Origin of the sequence: Bdellovibrio sp. 22V (assembly GCF_030169785.1) — a bacterium.
GTDB lineage: Bacteria > Bdellovibrionota > Bdellovibrionia > Bdellovibrionales > Bdellovibrionaceae > Bdellovibrio.
Genome location: NZ_CP125854.1, coordinates 2,091,931 through 2,111,737, shown reverse-complemented (window position 1 = coordinate 2,111,737; position 19,807 = coordinate 2,091,931). Strand labels below are relative to the sequence as shown.

Annotated in this window: 22 protein-coding genes and 1 other RNA gene; 9 read left to right on the top strand and 14 right to left on the bottom strand. The window is 46.6% G+C overall.

Going from position 1 to position 19,807, the window contains the following annotated elements; all coding sequences use genetic code 11:
- Positions 1–68 precede the first annotated feature (68 nt).
- Positions 69–455, bottom strand: a complete 387-nt coding sequence (locus tag QJS83_RS10140) for a BON domain-containing protein (RefSeq protein ID WP_284604526.1) — start codon at positions 453–455, stop codon at positions 69–71.
- 125 nt (positions 456–580) lie between these two features.
- Here QJS83_RS10140 and QJS83_RS10135 point away from each other — a divergent pair, with 125 nt between their 5' ends.
- A complete protein-coding gene (locus QJS83_RS10135) occupies positions 581–1,087 on the top strand; it encodes a DUF1993 domain-containing protein (protein ID WP_284604525.1) in 507 nt (168 codons plus the stop codon).
- A gap of 55 nt (positions 1,088–1,142) precedes the next feature.
- Here the strand turns inward: QJS83_RS10135 and QJS83_RS10130 are convergent, their stop codons facing one another.
- The 4 genes from QJS83_RS10130 to QJS83_RS10115 form a co-directional block, all read right to left on the bottom strand.
- Positions 1,143–2,009, bottom strand: coding sequence for a hypothetical protein (locus QJS83_RS10130; RefSeq protein WP_284604523.1), 867 nt, complete (start codon positions 2,007–2,009; stop codon positions 1,143–1,145).
- 103 nt (positions 2,010–2,112) lie between these two features.
- Complete coding sequence (locus tag QJS83_RS10125; RefSeq protein WP_284604521.1) at positions 2,113–2,301, bottom strand: DUF5522 domain-containing protein; 189 nt, start codon at positions 2,299–2,301, stop codon at positions 2,113–2,115.
- Complete coding sequence (locus tag QJS83_RS10120) at positions 2,291–2,842, bottom strand: GNAT family N-acetyltransferase (RefSeq protein ID WP_284604519.1); 552 nt, start codon at positions 2,840–2,842, stop codon at positions 2,291–2,293. The genes QJS83_RS10125 and QJS83_RS10120 overlap by 11 nt, the downstream gene beginning before the upstream one ends.
- A gap of 13 nt (positions 2,843–2,855) precedes the next feature.
- Complete coding sequence (locus tag QJS83_RS10115) at positions 2,856–3,269, bottom strand: RrF2 family transcriptional regulator (RefSeq protein ID WP_284604518.1); 414 nt, start codon at positions 3,267–3,269, stop codon at positions 2,856–2,858.
- Positions 3,270–3,447: 178 nt separating this feature from the next.
- Between QJS83_RS10115 and QJS83_RS10110 the strand changes: the two genes are divergently transcribed.
- A complete protein-coding gene (locus tag QJS83_RS10110; protein ID WP_284604516.1) occupies positions 3,448–4,089 on the top strand; it encodes an NAD(P)H-dependent oxidoreductase in 642 nt (213 codons plus the stop codon).
- Positions 4,090–4,241: 152 nt separating this feature from the next.
- Here the strand turns inward: QJS83_RS10110 and smc are convergent, their stop codons facing one another.
- The 8 genes from smc to ssrS form a co-directional block, all read right to left on the bottom strand.
- Entirely contained in the window at positions 4,242–7,829 is a 3,588-nt protein-coding gene (gene smc, locus QJS83_RS10105) for a chromosome segregation protein SMC (protein ID WP_284604514.1), read from the bottom strand.
- Positions 7,830–7,917: 88 nt separating this feature from the next.
- The gene (locus tag QJS83_RS10100; protein ID WP_284604512.1) at positions 7,918–8,091 is read right to left on the bottom strand and encodes a hypothetical protein; all 174 of its coding nucleotides are present in this window, start codon (positions 8,089–8,091) and stop codon (positions 7,918–7,920) included.
- Positions 8,092–8,122: 31 nt separating this feature from the next.
- Positions 8,123–8,554, bottom strand: coding sequence for a hypothetical protein (locus QJS83_RS10095; RefSeq protein WP_284604510.1), 432 nt, complete (start codon positions 8,552–8,554; stop codon positions 8,123–8,125).
- Positions 8,555–8,750: 196 nt separating this feature from the next.
- Positions 8,751–9,389: a LysE/ArgO family amino acid transporter gene (locus QJS83_RS10090; RefSeq protein WP_284604508.1), complete on the bottom strand. Its 639-nt coding sequence runs from the start codon at positions 9,387–9,389 to the stop codon at positions 8,751–8,753.
- 24 nt (positions 9,390–9,413) lie between these two features.
- Entirely contained in the window at positions 9,414–10,214 is an 801-nt protein-coding gene (locus tag QJS83_RS10085) for an alpha/beta hydrolase (protein ID WP_284604507.1), read from the bottom strand.
- A complete protein-coding gene (locus QJS83_RS10080; RefSeq protein ID WP_284604506.1) occupies positions 10,215–10,709 on the bottom strand; it encodes a hypothetical protein in 495 nt (164 codons plus the stop codon).
- Between the two features lie 47 nt (positions 10,710–10,756).
- Positions 10,757–12,709 (bottom strand): hypothetical protein, encoded by a 1,953-nt coding sequence (locus tag QJS83_RS10075; protein WP_284604505.1) that lies wholly within the window; start codon positions 12,707–12,709, stop codon positions 10,757–10,759.
- A gap of 202 nt (positions 12,710–12,911) precedes the next feature.
- A non-coding RNA gene (gene ssrS, locus QJS83_RS10070) (6S RNA) lies at positions 12,912–13,089 on the bottom strand.
- A gap of 76 nt (positions 13,090–13,165) precedes the next feature.
- On the opposite strand from ssrS, the gene QJS83_RS10065 reads away from it, so the two are divergent.
- The 7 genes from QJS83_RS10065 to QJS83_RS10035 are packed head-to-tail and all read left to right on the top strand — an operon-like array spanning position 13,166 to position 19,014.
- On the top strand, positions 13,166–13,384 hold the full coding sequence (locus QJS83_RS10065; protein WP_284604504.1) for a hypothetical protein: 219 nt from the start codon (positions 13,166–13,168) through the stop codon (positions 13,382–13,384).
- 55 nt (positions 13,385–13,439) lie between these two features.
- Positions 13,440–14,843 (top strand): exodeoxyribonuclease VII large subunit, encoded by a 1,404-nt coding sequence (gene xseA, locus QJS83_RS10060; RefSeq protein WP_284604503.1) that lies wholly within the window; start codon positions 13,440–13,442, stop codon positions 14,841–14,843.
- Positions 14,844–15,068 (top strand): exodeoxyribonuclease VII small subunit, encoded by a 225-nt coding sequence (locus tag QJS83_RS10055; RefSeq protein WP_284604502.1) that lies wholly within the window; start codon positions 14,844–14,846, stop codon positions 15,066–15,068. It abuts the gene before it with no gap.
- Positions 15,069–15,070: 2 nt separating this feature from the next.
- Entirely contained in the window at positions 15,071–15,940 is an 870-nt protein-coding gene (locus tag QJS83_RS10050; protein ID WP_284604501.1) for a polyprenyl synthetase family protein, read from the top strand.
- Positions 15,941–15,950: 10 nt separating this feature from the next.
- A complete protein-coding gene (locus QJS83_RS10045; RefSeq protein WP_284604499.1) occupies positions 15,951–16,727 on the top strand; it encodes a TlyA family RNA methyltransferase in 777 nt (258 codons plus the stop codon).
- Positions 16,696–17,688, top strand: a complete 993-nt coding sequence (locus QJS83_RS10040; RefSeq protein WP_284604497.1) for a patatin-like phospholipase family protein — start codon at positions 16,696–16,698, stop codon at positions 17,686–17,688. Before QJS83_RS10045 ends, QJS83_RS10040 begins: the two co-directional genes overlap by 32 nt.
- 9 nt (positions 17,689–17,697) lie before the next feature.
- Positions 17,698–19,014 (top strand): aminopeptidase P family protein, encoded by a 1,317-nt coding sequence (locus QJS83_RS10035; protein ID WP_284604495.1) that lies wholly within the window; start codon positions 17,698–17,700, stop codon positions 19,012–19,014.
- 47 nt (positions 19,015–19,061) lie between these two features.
- Here QJS83_RS10035 and QJS83_RS10030 read toward each other — a convergent pair whose 3' ends face one another.
- On the bottom strand, positions 19,062–19,805 hold the full coding sequence (locus tag QJS83_RS10030) for an HAD family hydrolase (protein WP_284604493.1): 744 nt from the start codon (positions 19,803–19,805) through the stop codon (positions 19,062–19,064).
- Between the last annotated feature and the right edge of the window lie 2 nt (positions 19,806–19,807).

Below are 19,807 nucleotides of genomic sequence, written 5' to 3'. Positions count from 1 at the left end.
TCCGTTACGGAAAACAAAAGAATTTTGTAAAAGTAAAAGCGCTGACGAGAGCTTCAGCGCTTTTCGTTTTATTTCAATGCTTCGCTGATTCTTTTTCTGTCTGGATCTTGATCGATAACACGAATTTCATTGATGATGTCTTTCACTCCAAAGACGTCAGAGACCGAGTCTTCCGCATAGCGCTTCAGAGTTCTCGTTTCGACGGTTCCACTCAGAGTCACCACCCCGTTTTTCACCTGCACGTCGATCTCGCTGGCGTCCACGTCGGGATCCAAAGTGAGGACTTCACAAATCTCTTCATAAATACGCCCGTCGCTGCGCACGTAGTTCTTGGGTCCTTTACCGCGAAAATCTTCTTCAGGCTCCCTTTTAAAACGCAAGCTGCCGTCGTAGGTGCGCTCATAGCGTTTGTAAGTCTCGCGCGGATCTCGGGGAGTGTAATAGTATTCATCCATCTTCGCCTCCATGCTTCATCTAGAATCACATCGGAAAGCGAAGGATTTTGCAACGGCGCGAACGATAGAATTTGACACTGGACTTTCCCGTCAGATCTTTTCATAGTCATACTCCTGGAGGCTTTATGCTTTATGAAATGACGGTCCCCTCTTTTATTAAATCTCTTCACAATCTTTCCGCGATTCTGGATAAAGGCGCTGAGTATGCACAAATGAAAAAGTTTGATGCCGACGTGCTTGTCAATTCACGCTTGGCGCCGGATCAGTTCCCGTTGGCGCGTCAGATTCAAATTGCTTGTGATACTGCAAAGCTTTGCGCGGCTCGTTTGACGGCGAAAGAAGCTCCTTCACACGCCGACACAGAAAAAACTTTGCCTGAACTCAAAGCGCGCATTGCTAGCACGATTTCTTACTTGGAAACAGTGGCTGCGAAAGATTTCGCCGAAGCGACATCCCGTCACATCACGCAGCCTCGTTGGGAAGGACAATGGATGACCGGCGAAGAGTACGTTCTTCACCACGCAGTTCCTAATTTTTATTTCCATGTAACAACAGCGTATTCGATTCTTCGCCACAACGGCGTTGATATCGGCAAGAAAGATTATTTGGGGAAACTTCCTTTGAAAAAATAATTTCTGTGAACTCAACAGAAATAAAAAAGGCGCTGGATTCAGCGCCTTTTTATTTTTATCGCACACCGCTGCTTGGGCGCGCTGTTGGAACTGGAATATTCCTTACCGGAAGCTGAACATTCGAACCGGATACTTCCTCGACGTGGTTCTCATCTTCGTCTGCTTCTTCGCCGTCGACTTCGATGACTACGTCTTCGTCGGTTTCCACTTCACCGTGATCGTGATCATGTTCAAAGTCAGGGCGTGGAATCGGGATTGGAATTTCTTGAGGCAATTGCGGCCCTTCGTTGTCTGCGACCTTCTTACATGTCGAAATCTCGTCGTTTGTGTTCGGGAACAAACGCGTCGCCATAAACTCAAATGCCTTCGGGCACTTCTGCGCTAAGAGATCAGGATAGACCACGTAAGCTTCAAAAACTTCGGCAAACTCTTCGTTGAATTTCGAAGCCGCGTAGCCGGTAATACGGCAACGTGTGCGGCCGGTGAATTTCGCATAACTCTGATACACGCCGGAATTTCCGACCTTGTGACCCAACTCATGCATCATACGGCCGACGTTAGTTCCTTTTGCAGAACCGCGCGGGCGGCGGATATTGATCGTGGTAGGACCTTGATTCCATTTTCCAGAAGCATCAATAAACTTGTAATTTTGGCGCCATGGATGAGGCAAAGGATCACCTAAAAGGCGCTCGACTTGGCCGACCCCTTTTGCCAAAGCGGCGATCTCGGACTGGCTAGGATTTCCATGATATCCGATCCCATTTCTGCGCAGAATCTCCCGCGGGCTGGAATCATGGGGTTTTATACAAGAGCCCGCCGCTGCCACCGGGTAACGATACACGGTATAGAAATTAGCGAACGCTCCTTCACTGAAAAGGGCGAAGGTGGCAAATAGGGTCACAAGTGTTAACTTCTTATCCATCAAAGCCTCTCTTTTTCAGAGTTGAGATCTTATAAAAGAGACTTTGCAAGAACCACTCCCAAGAAGAGTTCTCCAAGAGGACAACACAGCATCCCCGAAAAGGTTATTCAGAGGTCTTTTTTTTGAAGCCGTAAGGACAGTGACGGCAGCCTGATTCGCAGCAGTGGCCGCGGCGTTTGTGGAAGAGTTCTGTGAAAACCAGATAGCCTGTTTCAGGATCGATGTAGGATTCTTCTCCCCGCTCGACAGCTTTACGATGCAGTTCTTCGATGAGTTCTTTTTTATCTTTCATGTTTTAGCTTTGCATAGACGCGGGTGTCGCGCCGAGCACCTTGTTCAACGGCGTGTTCGCGCAAGACGCCTTCGAGTTTATAGCCGCACCTTTCCGCGACGGCTCCAGAGCGCGTATTAGCCCCTGAACAGTGAATTTCAATGCGGTGAAAGCCAACATCAAAAAGAGTTTTTTCTAAAAGACGTACGCCTTCAGAAACATATCCGTGCCCCTCAAAATTTCCAAGAATCCAGTATCCCAGCTCACAGCGGTCATGATCCCAGGCGATGGTGTGAACTCCTATATTGCCCATGTAGACGTCGCCCTCATTGCGAAAAAGACCATAGTCGAACATCTTGAAATCTTCCCACTCTCGATGAGTCATTTCAATATAGTCGCGTTCGTCATGCACGCCATGAGTAAAGTCCACCCACGGAAGATGCACCAACCGCTTGCGATCCTGATCGATATATTGAAACATCGTTTCGGCAAGTTCGAGATTGTGTTTGCGAAGCGTGACTCGTTCTCCAGTCAGAGACTCAGGCAACCATAGAGCTTTCATGGAAACTCCTTGGTTATTTGATTTTAGAAGCGAGATCGGCCAAACGAATGCTAGAGAGATAATTCATGGAATGTTCTTCCATGCCTTCAACGACATCTTCAAGAAGCTTTCCCATATTGCAACTGACTGCACATTGTTTCATGGGCTCTTTACAAGGTGTTGCGATCAATTTCTTTTTGTCGCAGATCGCTTCGTAAATATCTTTAAGAGAGATTTCTTTCGCGGAACCCGCCAAACGCACTCCACCCGCTTTTCCTTTGAAGGAATCAACCAGGCCCGCATCGACAAGTTTGGAAACTAAACGGCGGATCACAGTCGGATTTGTGCGAATGCTCGAAGCGAGCTCCTCCGACGTCATCATCTCATCCTTGTGATAAGCAAGGACCGTCATGATATGAACTGAGACAGAAAACCGTTGATCAACCATGAGACCATCCTACCCCATGATGCAAAAATAAACAATCGGCGGGAGCTTAGGCCCCCTTTTAAACGATTTTAAGCAAAACTCATTTAAAATGTGCTTTTTACTGTTGCATTTAGGTCCGGAGGTCTTTATATTGTGCTTGTATCTGTTACATTAAAACCCTCCCGGGTGAAGGAGAATTATGACTCACGCAAGTATTAAAGAAGCGCTCGAATGGCGATACGCAACGAAACGCTACGACGCGACTAAAAAAATCTCGGAAAATGACTGGAAACTTTTAACGGATTCATTGCATTTGGCGCCCTCATCTTACGGCATCCAACCTTGGAAGTTTTTAGTGATTGAAAATCCCGAGGTGCGTGAAAAGTTGAAAGCTGTTTCCTGGAATCAAACCCAAGTGACGGACGCCAGTCATTACGTGGTCTTTCTCTTTAAAGAGGAAGTCGATGTTCCTTTTGTCCAAAAGTATATTGATCGTATTGCTGAAGTTCGGGGTCTTTCGTTGGAATCTTTGTCCGGATACAAAAGTATGATGGTCGAGAATCTGGCGAAAGCTCCCGAAGAAAAAATTCGTGTTTGGTCACAGCGCCAAGCTTACATTGCTATGGGATTCCTGCTGCAAACCGCAGCTTTACTTAAAATTGATGCAACTCCGATGGAAGGTCTTGACCCATCTGCCTATGACAAAATCTTAGGACTTGAAGGATCGGGTTACAAAACGGTTGCCACAGTGGCTTTGGGATACAGACATCCTGAAGATTCTTTCCAAAATCTCAAAAAAGTCCGCTTCGCCGAAGACGCAATCATTCAGTACGTGAAGTAGATCCCTTCTTAAATTTTTTCCTGCATAACCCCGTGTTCAGTCCCTCCGACACGGGGTTTTCTTTTTGCGCCAGGCTGACGACAAGCCTTTCGAAATAAAAAACCCGCAGAGTTCATCTGCGGGTTTTAAAAATTCTCTCTTCGATCTCTTCTTTATTTGATGTCTTGAAGAGAAACAGAAACCATCGTGGAAACACCGCGCTCCTGCATAGTCACGCCGTAAAGTTTTCCAGCCACTTCCATCGTGTGTTTATTATGCGTAACAACGATGATTTGTGAACGCTTCGCCATCTCACGAACCAAGTCGTTGAAACGGAACACGTTGGCGTCATCAAGTGGAGCGTCAACCTCATCCAGCAAACAGTACGGAGAAGGTTTCACGAGGAAGATCGAGAATACAAGCGCCACCGCAGTCAACGCCTTCTCACCACCCGACATCAAGGACACGTTTTGCGTCTTTTTGCCTGGAGGGCGAGCGATGATTTCGATACCCGCTTCGTTCTTCTCTGTTTCTTCAACAAGCTCCAACCACGCTTCACCACCGCCGAAGAGCACTGGGAATACGCGAGTAAATCTGTCGTTAACCAAATCAAATGTCTCTTTGAAACGCTTCGAACAAATTCTGTTGATACGATCGATCACTTTACGAAGCTGTTCTTTTGCTTCCGTCAAATCCGCGTGCTGTTTCGTGAGGAACTCATAACGTTGAGCTGTCTCTTCGTACTCTTCGATCGCTGACAAGTTCACTTCACCGATTTTCGCCAATTTCTCGCGAAGATCTTTGAGTTGAGCGTCCGCTTCCAAGAAGTCGCCTTCACGACCTGCATACTTCTCAACAACATCCGGAAGGTTCAACATGTAACGTTCACGGATTTGATCGATCAAGTACTGCTCTTTCATCTTAGCTTGTTCAAGCTTCAATTGAGAGTCGTTCATTTTGTGCTGTCTTTCGTTGCGTGCACGTTGAGAAGCACTTGCTTCTTCTTCGATCGCACGGATCGACTCAGACATCACTTCGTATTCGTCTTTTGTGCGGGCTGCTTGAAGTTTCAATTGCTCAACTTCATCCAAAAGACGTTCAAATTCGATTTTCTTTTCTTCAAGAAGAATCTGGCTCTCAGTCATTTGTGAGTTGTAGCCTTCAGCCTCCTCACTCATACGAGCAAGTTGCGCTTCAAGGTCACTCAAAGACTTGGAAACCATCTCAAGCTGTCTTAGAACACCTGTGTATTCTTGAGTTTTAGAAGCTGACTTCACTTGCAGATCCGTCACTTCCGCTTGAAGACCGTCAAAACCCAAACGAACAGAGTTCAATTCGCTGTTCAAAGTCTCAACTTCACCCTCGAGAATAACTTTTTTCTCGCGAGCTTCGATCAAGGCTTGATTCAACTCTTCCATTTTTTGTTCTTGAACTTCCAATTGCTCCGTCAACTTTTTGACTTCGCGTTCTTGGCGCTCTACCGCTGCTTGTGCGTTTTGAACTTCATTTTCAGCTCGTTCAAGGTCTTTTCTCAACTCCGCAACTTTGATCTCTTGATCCATTTTGCGTTTTTGTGCGCCTTCGAAATCGTTCAATACGTTGTTCAATTGCTCTTCGACTTTTTTCAAAGCCATTTGCGCCAATTGAAGTTTTCCAGCGTATTCGTCTTTTTTCTCGGACAATTCTTTGATCTCACGGCGACGCTTTAGCATTCCTGAATCCGCAGATTCTGAAGAACCACCCGTCAAAACACCGTCAGCCGTCAACGTGTCACCGTCAAGAGTCACGAATGTCCAGCCCGTGTATGTCGCGCGAAGATTCAAAGCCGTGCGGATAGAATCAACAATCGCAACACCGTCCAACATATATGTCACAGCGTTTTGGAATTTATCCGCAGCTTTTACGACGTCTTTCAAGATAGCTTGAACGCCAGCTTGACCGATCGGAGCTTCGGAACGGTTGTAAGTCAAAGTTTGGTCGTTCGTAGACATGAAGCTGGAACGTCCGGATTTTTGTTCTTTCAAATGAGAAACAGCGTCTACGGCGATATTAGCATCCGAAGACAAAAGCATTTGCAAGCGTGAGCCCAAGGCCGCTTCCATAGCTACTTCGTATTCCGCCGGAACTTCAACAACCTCAGAAACAGGTTGGAAGTGAGTGACAACGGAGCCGTCCGCCATCATCTCTTGCGTGCGCGTCTTTTGCCACAACATCACTTGCTTCACGCCTTCTTGGAAACCCTCGAAGTTGTTCTGCAAATTCTCAAGACCGTACAAACGAGAAGCCACTTCGTTCAAAGAATCTTTGAAGGATTCAACTTCCATTTTCTTTTCAGCCAAAGACTCTGAAAGAATCTTTTTGTTGGCTTCGAAAGAATCCACGTCGCTTGCCAAGTCCAATTGCATTTGACGTTCTTTATCAAGTTCGTTCATCACCTTTTTACGGCGCGCTTCGAACTCGACTTGTTTTTCGCGAAGTTCGTTCAACACTTGCTGTTCGTTGTCTTGACGATCCGTCAAATCAGCGATTTGTGCCGACAAAGAATTCACACGAGCATCCAGAGAAGACTCGGACTGACCAACGGCGAAAAGTTCGCGGCGTTTCGTCGTCAAATCTTCATCAACTGTTCCGATACGGGAGTTGAAGTTTTGGAAGATATCGTTTTTCTCTGTGAAAGAAGCTGTCAGTGTTTCAGCTTCTTCTTTAAGTTCTGTCACCTGAGCTTCCAAAGAAGCCTTGTCACGAGCAAGCAATTCTTGGCGCGCTTGCTGTTCTTGCAAGATCGTGCCTGTCATTTGCTCGTTACGACGAGCCTGTTCAATTTCGAAACGAAGTTCTTGAACTTCCATTTCTTTCTTTTGCACAGTGCTTTGTTTGTCGAAATAAAGGGATTGATGCTCTTCAACGAGTTTTTCTTTTTCAAGGATTTGCAGGCGCAAAACTTCCAATTGCCCTTGAAGAGTTGAAAGGTTCGCATCGCCTTCAATTTCCATGTTTTGCGCTTCAACGAAGATCGCTTGAGCTTCGTCCGCCGCACGCTTCAACTCAATGTATTGAGCGGAAGACAACCATAGATCCAAATCTTCGATTTGGTTTTTGATGTTACGGTAACGCTCGGCACGCTGAGCTTGTCTTTGCAAAGAATCGATTTGGCGTTTCAACTCGCCGATGATGTCTTGCAAACGCACCAAGTTTTGATCTGTAGAGATCAATTTACGTTGTGATTCTTTTTTACGCGCTTTGAACTTCGTAATACCCGCCGCTTCTTCGATAAGCATACGACGGTCTTCCGGTTTCGCAGTGATGATCTTACCGATCATACCTTGGGCGATGATCGAGAAACCTTTAGAGCCCGCGCCCGTATCCATGAAGATCTCTTGGATGTCTTTCAAACGAGACGGTTCTTTATTAACGAAGTACTCCCCTTCACCATTTCTGTGAAGACGACGAGTCACCATGATTTCAGAATGTTTAATATATTTCGCAGGGAAAGCGCCGCCATCGTTTTCAAGTGTCAAAGACACTTCACACATACCCAATGGAGCATAACCTTCCGCACCACCGAAGATAACGTCAGTCATTTGTGAGCCACGAAGATCCTTCGCGGACATCTCACCCATGACCCACATCAAAGCGTCGACGATATTGGATTTACCGCAACCGTTGGGACCTACGATACCTGTAATGCCGGCATCGAAATGAATGACGGTGCGATCTTTAAAGGACTTAAAACCAACGAGTTCAATTTTTTTAATTCTCACGAAAGTTCCCCTCAATACCGCCCTTGGTCTAGCTAGACCAAAGACCATTTCAATTTCGCGAGTGTTAGGAAGTATGTCAACAACCGCGTCACAAAAGAACAGCCGTCGCTGAAAACTTAGGCAGAGTTTGAAAGAGGAATTTCGCATCGCGTTTCGAGCCGCGAGAAGAAATGCTCAGGGAATACGCATATCCCCAAAAAGAAAACGGCGCACCCTGTGGCGCGCCGTGGTACCAGCTTCCGTTTTGATATGAAAAGTACACTGTACCTTCGATCGCGAAAGGTACCAGGTACCTATTGGCAGCGAACGATTTGCATTGATTGGTTATAAAGTGTGTAACCCGCGCAGTTGAATTGCGTTCCGCATTGCACCCATTGATAACCGTCTGTGTGAGGTCCTTGGCACACCATTGTCGCTGTACCGTTGTTGTAACCGTTCGTTTGGCAGTAGTTCACTGGAACTTGCATTCCTGTTGAAGTTTGCACGCAAGTACCGTTAGCTTGCCATGTGTAACCTGTATTGTATCCGTTGTTGTTGTAGCAATAAGAAGTGTTTGGCATTTGCTGACCGTTCTGTGCGTAGCAGATACCGTTTGCACCCATATAGTAACCTGTCGTTACTGTGTTTCCACTATTTGAATCCTTACTACAGTTCACAAGAGTGAGCGTCATCGCAGTCAGGAACAAAGCCTTAAAAAAGTTTAGAATCATATTTTTTGTTTTCATAAAATTATTTCCCTCTATGCCTCATCTCTAGAGCAAGAGGTCGGCCAAGCTGTGCCAACGCGAAGAAATCCAAGTGGGATCATGAACTTAGCTGAGTATTTGCAGACCACGGAACGAGCTAGGAACGTCTGTTCCGTTGACAGTGCCGAGAAAGGGCAAGCGCCAAAGTGTCACTCGTATCAACATGGGACACAATTTACGGCCCTCGAAATACCCACTCCCACACTGTGAATGCCAACTGGATCGCTATGAGTATTAAAAGAACTCCGGCGGCCATCATCACAACGCGAAAGCGACGATGGTCCATCAACAAAGGACGCAAGCGAGTGGCGCCGAAAGCTAAAGAGAAACACCATACACACGAAAAACTTCCCGCACCCAATCCAAAAATGAGACGGTTGGAAATTTCAGGAAACTTCGAAGAGACGCCGCCGATTAACACCACCGTATCTAAGTAGACATGCGGATTAAGAAGACTGAACGCAAGAGCTTGCAAGATGATCTTCTTGCGCTCCCCTGGCAAAGATGTTTTTTCGTGAGAGGCAAGATCGAGAGGATTGACCTCTTCACGCAGTTTCTGGATTCCATAGTAAACAAGAAATAAAACGCCGAGAATACCGAAAAGAATTTTAATGAGCGGAAACTGCAAAAAGATCGTCGCAGCCCCAAGAACTCCGAGAAAAATCAGAAGCAAATCAGATAGCGTACACAAGGCCGCCACCAATGCAGGACGAGCTCTGCGTAAGCCCGACTCCATCACAAAAATATTCTGCGCTCCTAAAGCAAAGATCAAACTGCCTTGTAAGAGCAAGCCTTCAATGAAAATGCTTCCCATACCTCGCAGTTATAGCCCGATATTTTATAGTGTCGCAAGAAAGTCTCGAATTCCCTGCCAATACTCTTCGTACTCGGTCAGATCGTTGTGGTGGCCGCCTTTAATAACGGTCATTCTTTTCTTTCCTGGAAGAAGTTCGAAAAGTCTTTTGCCGTGCTCAAGAGGAATCACTTCATCTTCGGTCCCATGCACTATTAAAACAGGACAACTTACTTCCTTTGCCCACTCGTTGGAAGGAAACTTGTAGCGCACTAAGAGTTGCGGCACCCAAGGAAACATCGTCTTCGCCAGCTCTGTTCCGCTGTAATAAGGCGTTTCAAGAATCACTCCCGCCAGCGGATTTTCCGATGCCAATCGCAAAGCCAAACCCGAACCCATCGACCGACCTAAGACGACGATTTTATGTTGTGGCTCGAGCTTTTTTACTTCCATAAAAACGGCCGAGGCCATTTTGTGCAGATTTTCTTCCGAACCGACGGAGCCCGTGCTTTTTCCATAGCCGGGATAATCCACCATCCACAAACTCCAGCCGGTGCTTTTAATGAACTCTTCGCCGAGCTCTCCCCAAGAATCGAGGGCACCCGCATTGCCGTGAAAATAAAGAATCACGCCTTTCGGTTTTTCCGCGCGAAAATAAAGACTGTGAATCACTTCACCATCGAGAGATGTGTATTTTTCTTCGGCGGGAATTTTGAATTCGAAGGAATAATCTTTAGGCAGCGTCTCCGGAAAAAATATCATCCGGCCTTGAAAGAAAAAGATGCCCGCAGCAAGAAGCAGAACCACCGCAATGATGATTTTGACGAAGGAAATAAAATATTCCATTCACTTCATAATAAAAAAGAACGGACGCAAATGACAGGTGCCAGGTCCTGTTTCTTGACGCGTTCGAACAAGAAACAGGACCTGGCACCATTTAAAAACTAGTGAATATTCTTGCCCATCAAATACGCGCGCGCTGCCGCCAATCTTGCAAGCTTGCAATGTTACCAGTCGTTGTTTTTCTTTATTAAAGCCACTTACTGTTAGTGTGACTTCGACGATCTGGCCTTTTTTAACGTTGGGAAGACTTTCGCTTAAGGAACCTTCAACGATTGTCACGTCGTCGGGAATGCTCCACGTGTAATTTAAATCACCTTCGATATCTTGCGTGACAAGAATACGACCTGTGAAGGTGGTTTCGTCAGAACCCGATTCAGGAATCTCTGAACTTTTTAGTTCGACCTTGATCAAAGCTAAATGTTTTCCAATAGGAGCCGGACTCCAGGGAACTTTTCCGCCAACAACAGAAGCAGGTGCGCGCTCCTTTTGATTACTCACAAAAGCGGCCCCTGAAATTCCAACTGAAAGCCCTAAGGCCGCGAAGACTAGCGTTCTTTTCCGCATATTTGCGATCCATTCTTTTTAAGAGTGTATGTCGCCGTTCCACTAATAGCGCTGTTGGCACCATGAGTGTTCACTTTTACGTTGAGCATGTAATATCCCGCTGGTAACCCGCTAAGGCTGATAGATTCAGAAGAGCTATAAGCTGTGCGACTGTATTTTGCCACATACGGAGAGCTGTAACCCGCATTCCAATAGTCATCTTCGAAGTACACATAAGTGCCGTAATAAAGAATCAAATCCAAATCCATCGCGGTACCTGTTGTCGAATAGTCCATCGTGATAGTTGTGCTGGCGCCGTTGTGATAATAAAGGAAGAAATCATTATTCATCTGCTGATCAGAGCGTTCGATGGTGTCGCCGACACCCATTGTGCTCTCTGCAGCTGCATTCGTGAATGTATAAGAACAAGTGCCCGTATCAAGGTAATAAGCGTAGTCACTGGTATCCACGGCTTGGCGTTCTTCCGTAAGAATGCTTGTCCACTCCGTGCTGCCGACGCCATTTTGTACAAGCAGCCAGTTAAAGAGACCGCCGTTAGGAATCGGATATGTCGACGTATTTTTTAGACTGTAACTTGCAGCGCCGTCGCCAGAGAAAACCTTCCAGATATTTTGGAAAGAGATACCGCCGCCTTTGTTTGTCGAGATGGCATCGGGATATCGCTCCGTCGTTGCACGTGTCGATTTATAAAGAGTTCTCGCGATGGAAACTTCTCTAAAAATACCGGTGTCTTGAGGGTGGCTGCCAACGGCATCCATGCTGGCATTCGTTCCAATGTCAGCGAGATTGAACGCGATACCAATACCGTATTTGCTGCTGCCTTTGTAGCCGTATGAATCGACATAATAGTGATAGCGCTTCTTCGCCGGCATGCGGGATTCAGATGCAGATGGAGTTTCGGAAAATGCATCCGCTCCTGTTAACACCGCACCTTGGAAGTAGTTCGCCCAACCTTCACTCCAAGCCAGACGTGGATCTATGACGAAATTTCCGTTGTGAGAGCCGCCGGGAGATTCCGAATTTCCATAGACGTCTTCTAGGAAGTGTCCGTACTCGTGCAGAATGACGGAATCATCAAAGTGATCCGTATCAGAGGTTCTCACATCTCCACTGACTCCGCCTAAGATATAGAGTTTTCTTTCACCTGGAGAGTAAAAAGAAAGCGGCGAGCCGGAGCTTGTAAAATAAGTAATCGGATTGAAACCGGCTTTCCAATAAACCGTCACTTTTTCAGCGACCCACCATGTTGCCGGATTTGAAGTTGGAACACCTGGAGTTGTGCCATTCTTGCCAATGTTACGGCGGATATATTCATTCGCGAGAAGAATATCGTACATGATGTTAAAAGCGCCGCCTTCGATTTTTGCAGAGGAGTATTCGCTGGCTTGCGCATAAATAGGAGTGCTAGTGAGGTCTTTTGCTCCGCTGCTAATATCAGAGCTTGTGATCGTGAATGTCGTTGAAATGGAGTAAGGAGTGTTCGAGTAGATGTCTTCGAGGATACTGACTTTGTAATAATCGTTATAAGCGCGGGAAAAGACTTTAATAGTGTATGTGCCTTGAGTTTTCGGCATCTCAAAAACAGCGACACCCTTTGTTGTAGTCTCCCCCTGCTGTACGCGTGCGCCGGAAGAATCATAGATGTGGAACTCAGCAAACGGAATAGGCACGGCACCGCTCGTAGAAACTACCGCTTCGAGGCCGTTCGCAGATCCGCCGTTGGGTGTATAAGACGTGGGACGATAAAGAAATTTCGCCGGAATAGTTACTGTCACCGCGTCCGCGATATCAGTGGGTTTACCGTAATAGGTAGGCTCCGCAGACGCAGGTCCACGAGAAGAAAAGTCATTCCCTTGGAAAGAGCCGCCGCCGCAAGCAGAAAGAAATAGTGGCAGGATGCAAATTGCAACCGCGTTAATCCAGCGTAAATTCATATTGAACTTATCGGACTCGCGAAAGCATCGCTGAACGACGTTTAAACGCAATTCTCACTCTAAACTTCTAAGAAATTGACGAAGTTATTTACGTTGAAAATTGAGACGTATTTCTGTGAGACAAAACGAAGCTGTTAGATTCAGATTGAGACATCAAGCGAGAGCAGAAAGGCGGAAGACGCTGAGAGCAGGAGGAGAAATAAAAAAAGGTCCGACGGCCACTCTGAAAACTAAACCTATGTTAGCTAAGGTGGGTGACCATGGTAACAACTTTAGGCTTCTCAGTACGAGCTGAGCTTGCACACCATTGTCAGGGACAGTCCCCTTTATTATGCTTGTAAGGTTTATTTTCGATGAGCTTTACGCCTTCGAACCCTGACTTCATTCTATCACGGAACTTTCATCCGTCAATGAAACCGGACTCTTACTTTCCCGTAAACCTCCGATAAATTTCATATGACGCCAGAGAAACTAGATTTTATTTTTCCTTTCGTGGTTTTTTTCTATGGACTCTTAATGGTTCTTGTGCTGGAAAACCCCGTCCTTGTGCGGATCGGCCAAGAGCGCATGGGGCAAGCGTTTCAGAACCTTGCGCGCCATAAAGCGCTGGGCTGGGTTTGCTTTTTTGTTGGCGGATTGTGGTCCGCACAAAATGTCTGGTATTCGTCTCTGTAAGAGATGACTCCCTATGTGTTGACTCGGAACAGAGCCCGCATTAGCTTTGTTGCCGATGTCAGATGTTCCAAATCAAGCCTTTCGCAAAACAGAAATTTCAGCGCAGACAAGCTCTGCGCTTCCGGAAAATTTGACTAAAAATGAGCCGGCGATTCTCTCTATTGAACAATTAAATATATATATTAAGCAGCTCCTGGAAGGCCAAGTAGGCATGGTCTGGGTCAAGGGAGAGATTTCTAATTTTAAGGCGCATTCTTCCGGCCACTTTTATTTCAGTTTAAAAGATGCAAAGTCACAAATCACAGCGGTGATGTTTCGCGGGCACAACTCGCGGCTAAAATTCAAACCTGTTGATGGCATGGAAGTGATCGTTCGTGGACGTATCACGGTCTATGAACCTCGCGGCAATTATCAGTTGATGTGCGAGATGATGGAGCCTGTAGGTGCCGGGGCTTTACAAAAAGCCTTTGAGCAACTCAAAATGAAACTCAAAGCAGAAGGTCTTTTCGAGACCGCGCGAAAAAAACCTATTCCCACGTTTCCAAGACACGTGGCGATTGTGACGTCCCCTACGGGAGCGGCGATTCGCGATATTCTGAACGTCCTTTCCCGCCGCGCGAAATCCATTCAAGTGACGGTTGTTCCTACCATTGTGCAAGGCGAGGCGGCGGCTCCACAAATTCGTGAAGCTTTCAAAAAAGCGGTGGCTCTTCCCGGCGTTGATGTTGTGATCGTGGGCAGGGGGGGCGGCTCCATCGAAGACATGTGGTGCTTCAATGACGAAGCCTTGGCTCGTTTGATCGCCGCAAGCCCGGTGCCAGTAATTTCGGCGGTAGGACATGAGATCGACTTTACAATCGCTGACTTTGTAGCCGACCTGCGCGCACCGACGCCATCAGCAGCGGCAGAACTTGTTTCGAAAAGTGCCGGTGAACTCGGAAACAAAGTTAAATCGCTCGACAGAATGTTAGTTCTTTCTTTCGAGAAAAAGATGAAATACCTGCGCGAGAAAATGACAGGTCTGTCAAAACGACTTGTAGATCCACAGCGCCGCTTGCAGGATCTTGAGTTGCGTAATGATGATCTTTTGAATCGTCTTGAGTTTGCGATGAACCGTCTTCTGACAGAACGTGAGCATCGCGTGGTACTTTTGACAGAAAAGCTCGGCGATCCGCAGGACTTGATTGATGAGCACAGAAAAGACCTCGAGTATTTAAAATCGCATGCGGCGAAAGCTTTGCAGCTGGCACTCGAAAAGAAGAGTGCCAAGATGTTCCGCTTGATGGCGATGCTGGACAGCCTCAGCCCCCTTAAGGTGGTTGAAAGAGGCTATTCTATTGTTACGAAAAAAGATGAAGTTATTAAGTCAGCTCGCCAGGTAAAGAAGGGGGACCTTCTGAATATTCGCCTGGCGCAAGGTTCACTGACCGCTGTTGTTGACAGCGTGAAGGAGGAATAGATGGATTTCGAGAAGAAGTTAGGACGCCTTGAAGAGATCGTCCAAAAAATGGAAAAAGGCGATCTTGCTCTTGAAGATTCTTTGAAGCTTTTTGAAGAAGGCGTGAAGTTGTCGCGCGAATGTCATCAGCGCTTGAACGAAGCAGAGTCAAAAGTGAAGCTTTTGATGTCTGTCGGAGCTGATGGTCAACCTGTTGTGACTGATTTTTCTCCAGAGGAAAATTAATCTTGGATTTGGCAATTCAACTCGATCAGGAAATCGCAAAACGCACGCAAACTGTGAATCAGTTTGTGGAAAACTATTTAGCGTCTATGGAGTTGCCTCAAGGCGAAGCGATTGCGGAGTTGAGAAAATCCATGCTTTATTCAGCGACCAACGGAGGCAAACGTTTCCGTCCTGTTTTGTCTCTATTGGTGGGTGAACTTTTTGGTTGTGCAATGGAGAGGGTTCTTCCTTTCGCGGCGGCCGTCGAGTTTATTCATACGTACTCTTTGATTCACGACGATCTGCCATGCATGGATAACGATGACATGCGACGTGGGAAGCCCACAAATCACAAAGTTTTTGGCGAAGACTTCGCGCTTCTTGCAGGCGACGCTTTGCTCACGGAAGCCTTCATGCTTATTGCGGAAAATTATGGCGACACAAGTTTTCTTGTCGGCCAGCTAAGTCGTCTTCTTTCGGATGCGGCAGGGATTCGTGGGATGGTTGGCGGTCAAGCCCTCGATCTTCGTGCTGGCGATAAAAAAATGACTCAAGAGGAGTTATCGCACTTACATCTTCTTAAAACAGGCGCACTGATTCGTGTTTCTGTCGAAGGCGCTGCCGTTATTGCAGGCGCCAAACCGCGCGAAATCGAAAGCCTTAGAAAATTTGGCGAAGGTTTAGGTCTCGCTTTCCAAGTAGCTGACGACGTCTTGGATCATGGTGAAAAAGATCAGGATGCGCGCAGTTTTACGGGCATTCTGGGTCTTGAAGGTACGAAATCGTATCTGCAAGAAGTCAGTCAGAAAACTTTGGCGGAACTTCATAAAGTTTCTGCGGATGCTCCGATGCTGGAGTATCTCATTAACTTCAATCAATCTCGCAAGCACTAATCGGTGATACATGTCGGATAAGAAAAGACTGGATGTATGGCTGACAGAAAAGGGGCTCGCTCCTTCTCGCACCCATGCGCAGGATCTTATCGATGCCGGGCAAGTATATCTTCAAGAAGGCGCTCAGAAAAAAATATTAAAGAAAGCCAGCCTTCCTATGGACGACTCCTTTCTGGGCAAAATTTTTATTGAAGAAGGAAGTGCCAACCGCTTCGTTTCCCGTGGCGGATTAAAATTGGAAGGAGCTTTGGCTCATCTGAATCTTTCTGTGAAAGACCTCAGAGTCTTGGATGTGGGAATTTCAACGGGCGGATTTGCAGACTGCCTTCTGCAGAACGGGGCCGCCCAAGTTTTGGGCGTCGATGTCGGTCATGGCCAGGTCCACCAGAGTCTTCTTAAAAATCCACGCCTTCAAGTTATTGAAGGAATCAACGCACGTCAGTTATCGCAAGAGGCGCAGGTTTTAAAATCGACCCCTGCGGAAAAATTCGACCTTATCGTGATGGATGTTTCGTTTATTTCTATCGCGTTGATCATTCCTGAGCTGACGGGATTTCTTAAGACCGAAGGCCATCTTTTAAGCCTCGTTAAGCCGCAATTTGAAGTGGGCATTGACGGTTTATCCAAGGGGGGTATAGTCAAGGATACTTCCCTGTATCAGGACGTTGAAGAACGCATTAAAAATCTTTGTCGCGAACAGGGTCTTAAAGTTTTGGATTATTTTTCTTCACCCATTCAGGGAAAGGATGGAAATAATGAGTTCTTCATCTTTGCTCAGAAGATCTAGTTGTTTGGCTCTTTTTTTATTCTTGGCAAGTTGCCAAGGGTTAAGAACACGCGAAGACATTCGTAAAACGCCTCCACCGACAACTCGTCCTCCTGTCACGTATCCGCAACAGCCGACGCCGCAAGCTCCGCCGATGGAGACGGACGAAGAAGAAGTGACGGAGGCGCCGCCACCTCCACCAGCACCCGTGATTCCTTCCATGCCTAAGATCGGAATTATTCTTGGCGGCGGAGGAGCGAAGACCTATGCGCATATTGGGTTCTTGCATGAGTTAATGCGCGCAAAAGTTCCGGTACACGCTATTGGCGGGATTGAATTCGCGGCACCGATGGCGGCATTGTATGCCAATAAAGAGCAGGCGAATGATGTCGAGTGGCAGATGTTCAAACTGAAAGAAGAGGATGTCCTTAAGAAATCTTTGTTAGGTGGAGTCAGCAAAAATAATGAAGTCACCGTTCTAAAGGATTTCATCGGATCTGCATTTTCTCGCGCGAAGGCCGAAGATTTCCGTATTCCTTTTGCGTGTCCTTCTTACAATTTGAAAAAGAACCAGATTTATCTAATGAACCGCGGTCCTTTAGATCAGCTTATGTATCTATGCATGGCTTACCCGCCGTTCTTTAAGTCTTATCAAGGCAGTATTGCCGGCGTGAGAGATGTCACGTCGCTCGCGAACTACCTTCGCCAAAAAGGCGCGAACTATATCGTGTTTGTGAATGTTCTTCAGACTCCGGGTGGGTCTAAGCCTTATACGGCGGATGTTGCGGCCACTGACAATATTTTGTGGAGCGAAGTGGCCGGGCAATATAACAAAGCTATGCCAGGCGTCGACGTTGTCGTTTCGCTTGATACGTCAAATTATGGTATGATGGATTTTGATAAACGCCGAGAGATCATGAGCAAAGGGGCGGATTCAGCCGCTCGCCAACTCAAAGGTCTGACTCGTAAATGGGGCTTGTAGGAGAAACGCATGAGAAAACCCACTTTTGATATGAACATTTTTGCGGAGCGAAGAAATAAAGTAGGACAAGAAATTCAAGGTGGAGCTCTTGTTGTCGCTTCTCATCCGGAACACATTCGTAACCACGATGTGCACTATCCGTATCGCCAAGATTCTAATTTGTTTTATCTAACGGGTTGGGAAGAACCAGAGTCTATCTTGGTTTACCGTCCCGGTTTAAAACCAGAAACAGTGATGTTCGTGCGTCGCCGTGATCCTGAAAGAGAAACGTGGGATGGATTCCGCTACGGTCCTGAAGGCTGTGAGCGTGAATTTAAAATCGACAAAGCCTATCCCATTGACGAATTTACAAAGGTGGCTCCGCAGCTTTTGAAGGAAGTCGATCGCGTTTATTATCGCTTGTATAAAAATCCTGAAGTCGATCATCAAATGCAGGGTGTGCTTGAGATGGTAAAACAGATGCAAGGTCGTACAGGTTACGGTTTGCTCTCCATTCATGATGCTGACACTTTGTTGGGTGAAATGCGTTTGGTAAAATCCGAATACGAACTGACACAATTGCGTGAAGCGTGCGAAATCAGCGCGCAAGCTCACTTGGCAGCGATGCGCTTCACTCGCCCAGGCGTGACTGAACGTCAGGTTCAAGGCGTCTTGGCTCATCATTTCTATATGAAAGGGGCTGCGCGCGAGGGTTACAACTTTATCGTAGCTTCAGGAAACTCAGCAACGACGTTGCACTACAATTTCAACGACCAAGTTTGTAAAGATGGCGACTTGCTTCTGATCGATGCGGGGGCAGAGTACAACTATTATACGGGTGATATCACAAGAACTTATCCAGTGAACGGCAAGTTCACGGACGAGCAAGCGCGTGTTTACGAAGGCGTTCTTAAAGTTCAAAAACAAATCATCGACTACGTAAAGCCTGGAATTGTCTTTAAAGAGCTTCACGATATGGGAACGTCATTATTGACGGATCTTATGTTGGAGTTAGGTCTTTTGAGCGGTCGCAAAGACGATTTGATCCAAGCTTTGGCGCAAAAGAAATATTATCCGCATGGCATTGGTCACTGGTTGGGTATGGATGTGCATGATGCCGGTTTGTACTTCAAAAAAGGCGAGCCACGTCCGATCGAAGCGAATATGTGCTTCACGATTGAGCCAGGTCTTTATATCCCGGCCGAAGACACGTCAGCTCCGCAAAAGTATCGTGGTATCGGGATTCGTATCGAAGACAATATCCGCGTTACTTCAAACGGTTCAGAGAATATGACCTCTTCCGTTCCTAAAGAAATCGCCGACATCGAAAAAGTTGTCGGTAAATAACAAGAAATAAGGGAAAAAGGTACCTGGTACCTTTTTCCCAATTCAATTTAGATAAAACGATGCGAAAGCCATTGGAAGTTTTCGGCGTTTTGTTGCAATTCATACTCTGTTTTAAATAATTTATCGTCGCGAGAAGCGGCACTCACCGCCAAACTCAAATGTGTGGACGCTTGCAGAAGCTGGAAGTCGCCCATTGTATTGCCAGAGCAGAAGAACGGCTTCTTGCCTTGGGTGGCGTGCAATAGTGCATCCACTTTACCCTGACGGTAAGTGATCATTCCCTTTTGCACATCAGTGACAAGATCTTTCTCCACGACAGTTTCAACGCCCAAAACGTCTTCTTTGCGCAGGCCCAGCATTTCGGCTCCGGGCTCAACGGCCCACTTCACAGACGCGGTCACTACATAAACGCGCACGCCTCGGGATAAAAACAAATCGATAAGCTTCTTTTGTTCAAGAAAAATGGGCAGGGGAGCTTGTTCTATAACGGCCGCCTTGGCCCAGCTGTAGATCTGCTGCAAGCTTTGACCTTTACAAATTTGAGCTAGCCAAAGGTACGCCGTGGGAGGATGAAGTGCTTTCATGTCTTCGTAGTGTTCCCAAGGATGTGGCGGAAGAGGCACAAGCTTGTTATCAATCTGATAGTGGAAAAAGGTTTCTCCCAAGTCGATATCCCACAAAGTTCCGTCGGCATCGAACGCGGCAACAGGCGAAGAATCTTCTTTTAAAACTTGGTCTAGTGTCGTATTTATGCGGTTCCAAATCTCGGTGGAATAGTCTTTGTATTTCATAT

Excerpts from the sequence above, each read along its gene's own strand:
- QJS83_RS10065 (WP_284604504.1), top strand. The coding sequence starts at position 13,166 with ATGACGCCAGAGAAACTAGATTTTATTTTTCCTTTCGTGGTTTTTTTC.
- QJS83_RS10045 (WP_284604499.1), top strand. The coding sequence starts at position 15,951 with ATGTCGGATAAGAAAAGACTGGATGTATGGCTGACAGAAAAGGGGCTC.
- QJS83_RS10090 (WP_284604508.1), bottom strand. The coding sequence starts at position 9,389 with ATGGGAAGCATTTTCATTGAAGGCTTGCTCTTACAAGGCAGTTTGATC.
- QJS83_RS10075 (WP_284604505.1), bottom strand. The coding sequence starts at position 12,709 with ATGAATTTACGCTGGATTAACGCGGTTGCAATTTGCATCCTGCCACTA.
- QJS83_RS10125 (WP_284604521.1), bottom strand. The coding sequence starts at position 2,301 with ATGAAAGATAAAAAAGAACTCATCGAAGAACTGCATCGTAAAGCTGTC.
- QJS83_RS10110 (WP_284604516.1), top strand. The coding sequence starts at position 3,448 with ATGACTCACGCAAGTATTAAAGAAGCGCTCGAATGGCGATACGCAACG.
- QJS83_RS10135 (WP_284604525.1), top strand. The coding sequence starts at position 581 with ATGCTTTATGAAATGACGGTCCCCTCTTTTATTAAATCTCTTCACAAT.
- QJS83_RS10130 (WP_284604523.1), bottom strand. The coding sequence starts at position 2,009 with ATGGATAAGAAGTTAACACTTGTGACCCTATTTGCCACCTTCGCCCTT.
- QJS83_RS10085 (WP_284604507.1), bottom strand. The coding sequence starts at position 10,214 with ATGGAATATTTTATTTCCTTCGTCAAAATCATCATTGCGGTGGTTCTG.
- QJS83_RS10095 (WP_284604510.1), bottom strand. The coding sequence starts at position 8,554 with ATGAAAACAAAAAATATGATTCTAAACTTTTTTAAGGCTTTGTTCCTG.
- QJS83_RS10030 (WP_284604493.1), bottom strand. The coding sequence starts at position 19,805 with ATGAAATACAAAGACTATTCCACCGAGATTTGGAACCGCATAAATACG.
- QJS83_RS10115 (WP_284604518.1), bottom strand. The coding sequence starts at position 3,269 with ATGGTTGATCAACGGTTTTCTGTCTCAGTTCATATCATGACGGTCCTT.
- QJS83_RS10040 (WP_284604497.1), top strand. The coding sequence starts at position 16,696 with ATGAGTTCTTCATCTTTGCTCAGAAGATCTAGTTGTTTGGCTCTTTTT.
- QJS83_RS10055 (WP_284604502.1), top strand. The coding sequence starts at position 14,844 with ATGGATTTCGAGAAGAAGTTAGGACGCCTTGAAGAGATCGTCCAAAAA.
- QJS83_RS10140 (WP_284604526.1), bottom strand. The coding sequence starts at position 455 with ATGGATGAATACTATTACACTCCCCGAGATCCGCGCGAGACTTACAAA.
- QJS83_RS10120 (WP_284604519.1), bottom strand. The coding sequence starts at position 2,842 with ATGAAAGCTCTATGGTTGCCTGAGTCTCTGACTGGAGAACGAGTCACG.
- xseA (WP_284604503.1), top strand. The coding sequence starts at position 13,440 with ATGTCAGATGTTCCAAATCAAGCCTTTCGCAAAACAGAAATTTCAGCG.
- QJS83_RS10035 (WP_284604495.1), top strand. The coding sequence starts at position 17,698 with ATGAGAAAACCCACTTTTGATATGAACATTTTTGCGGAGCGAAGAAAT.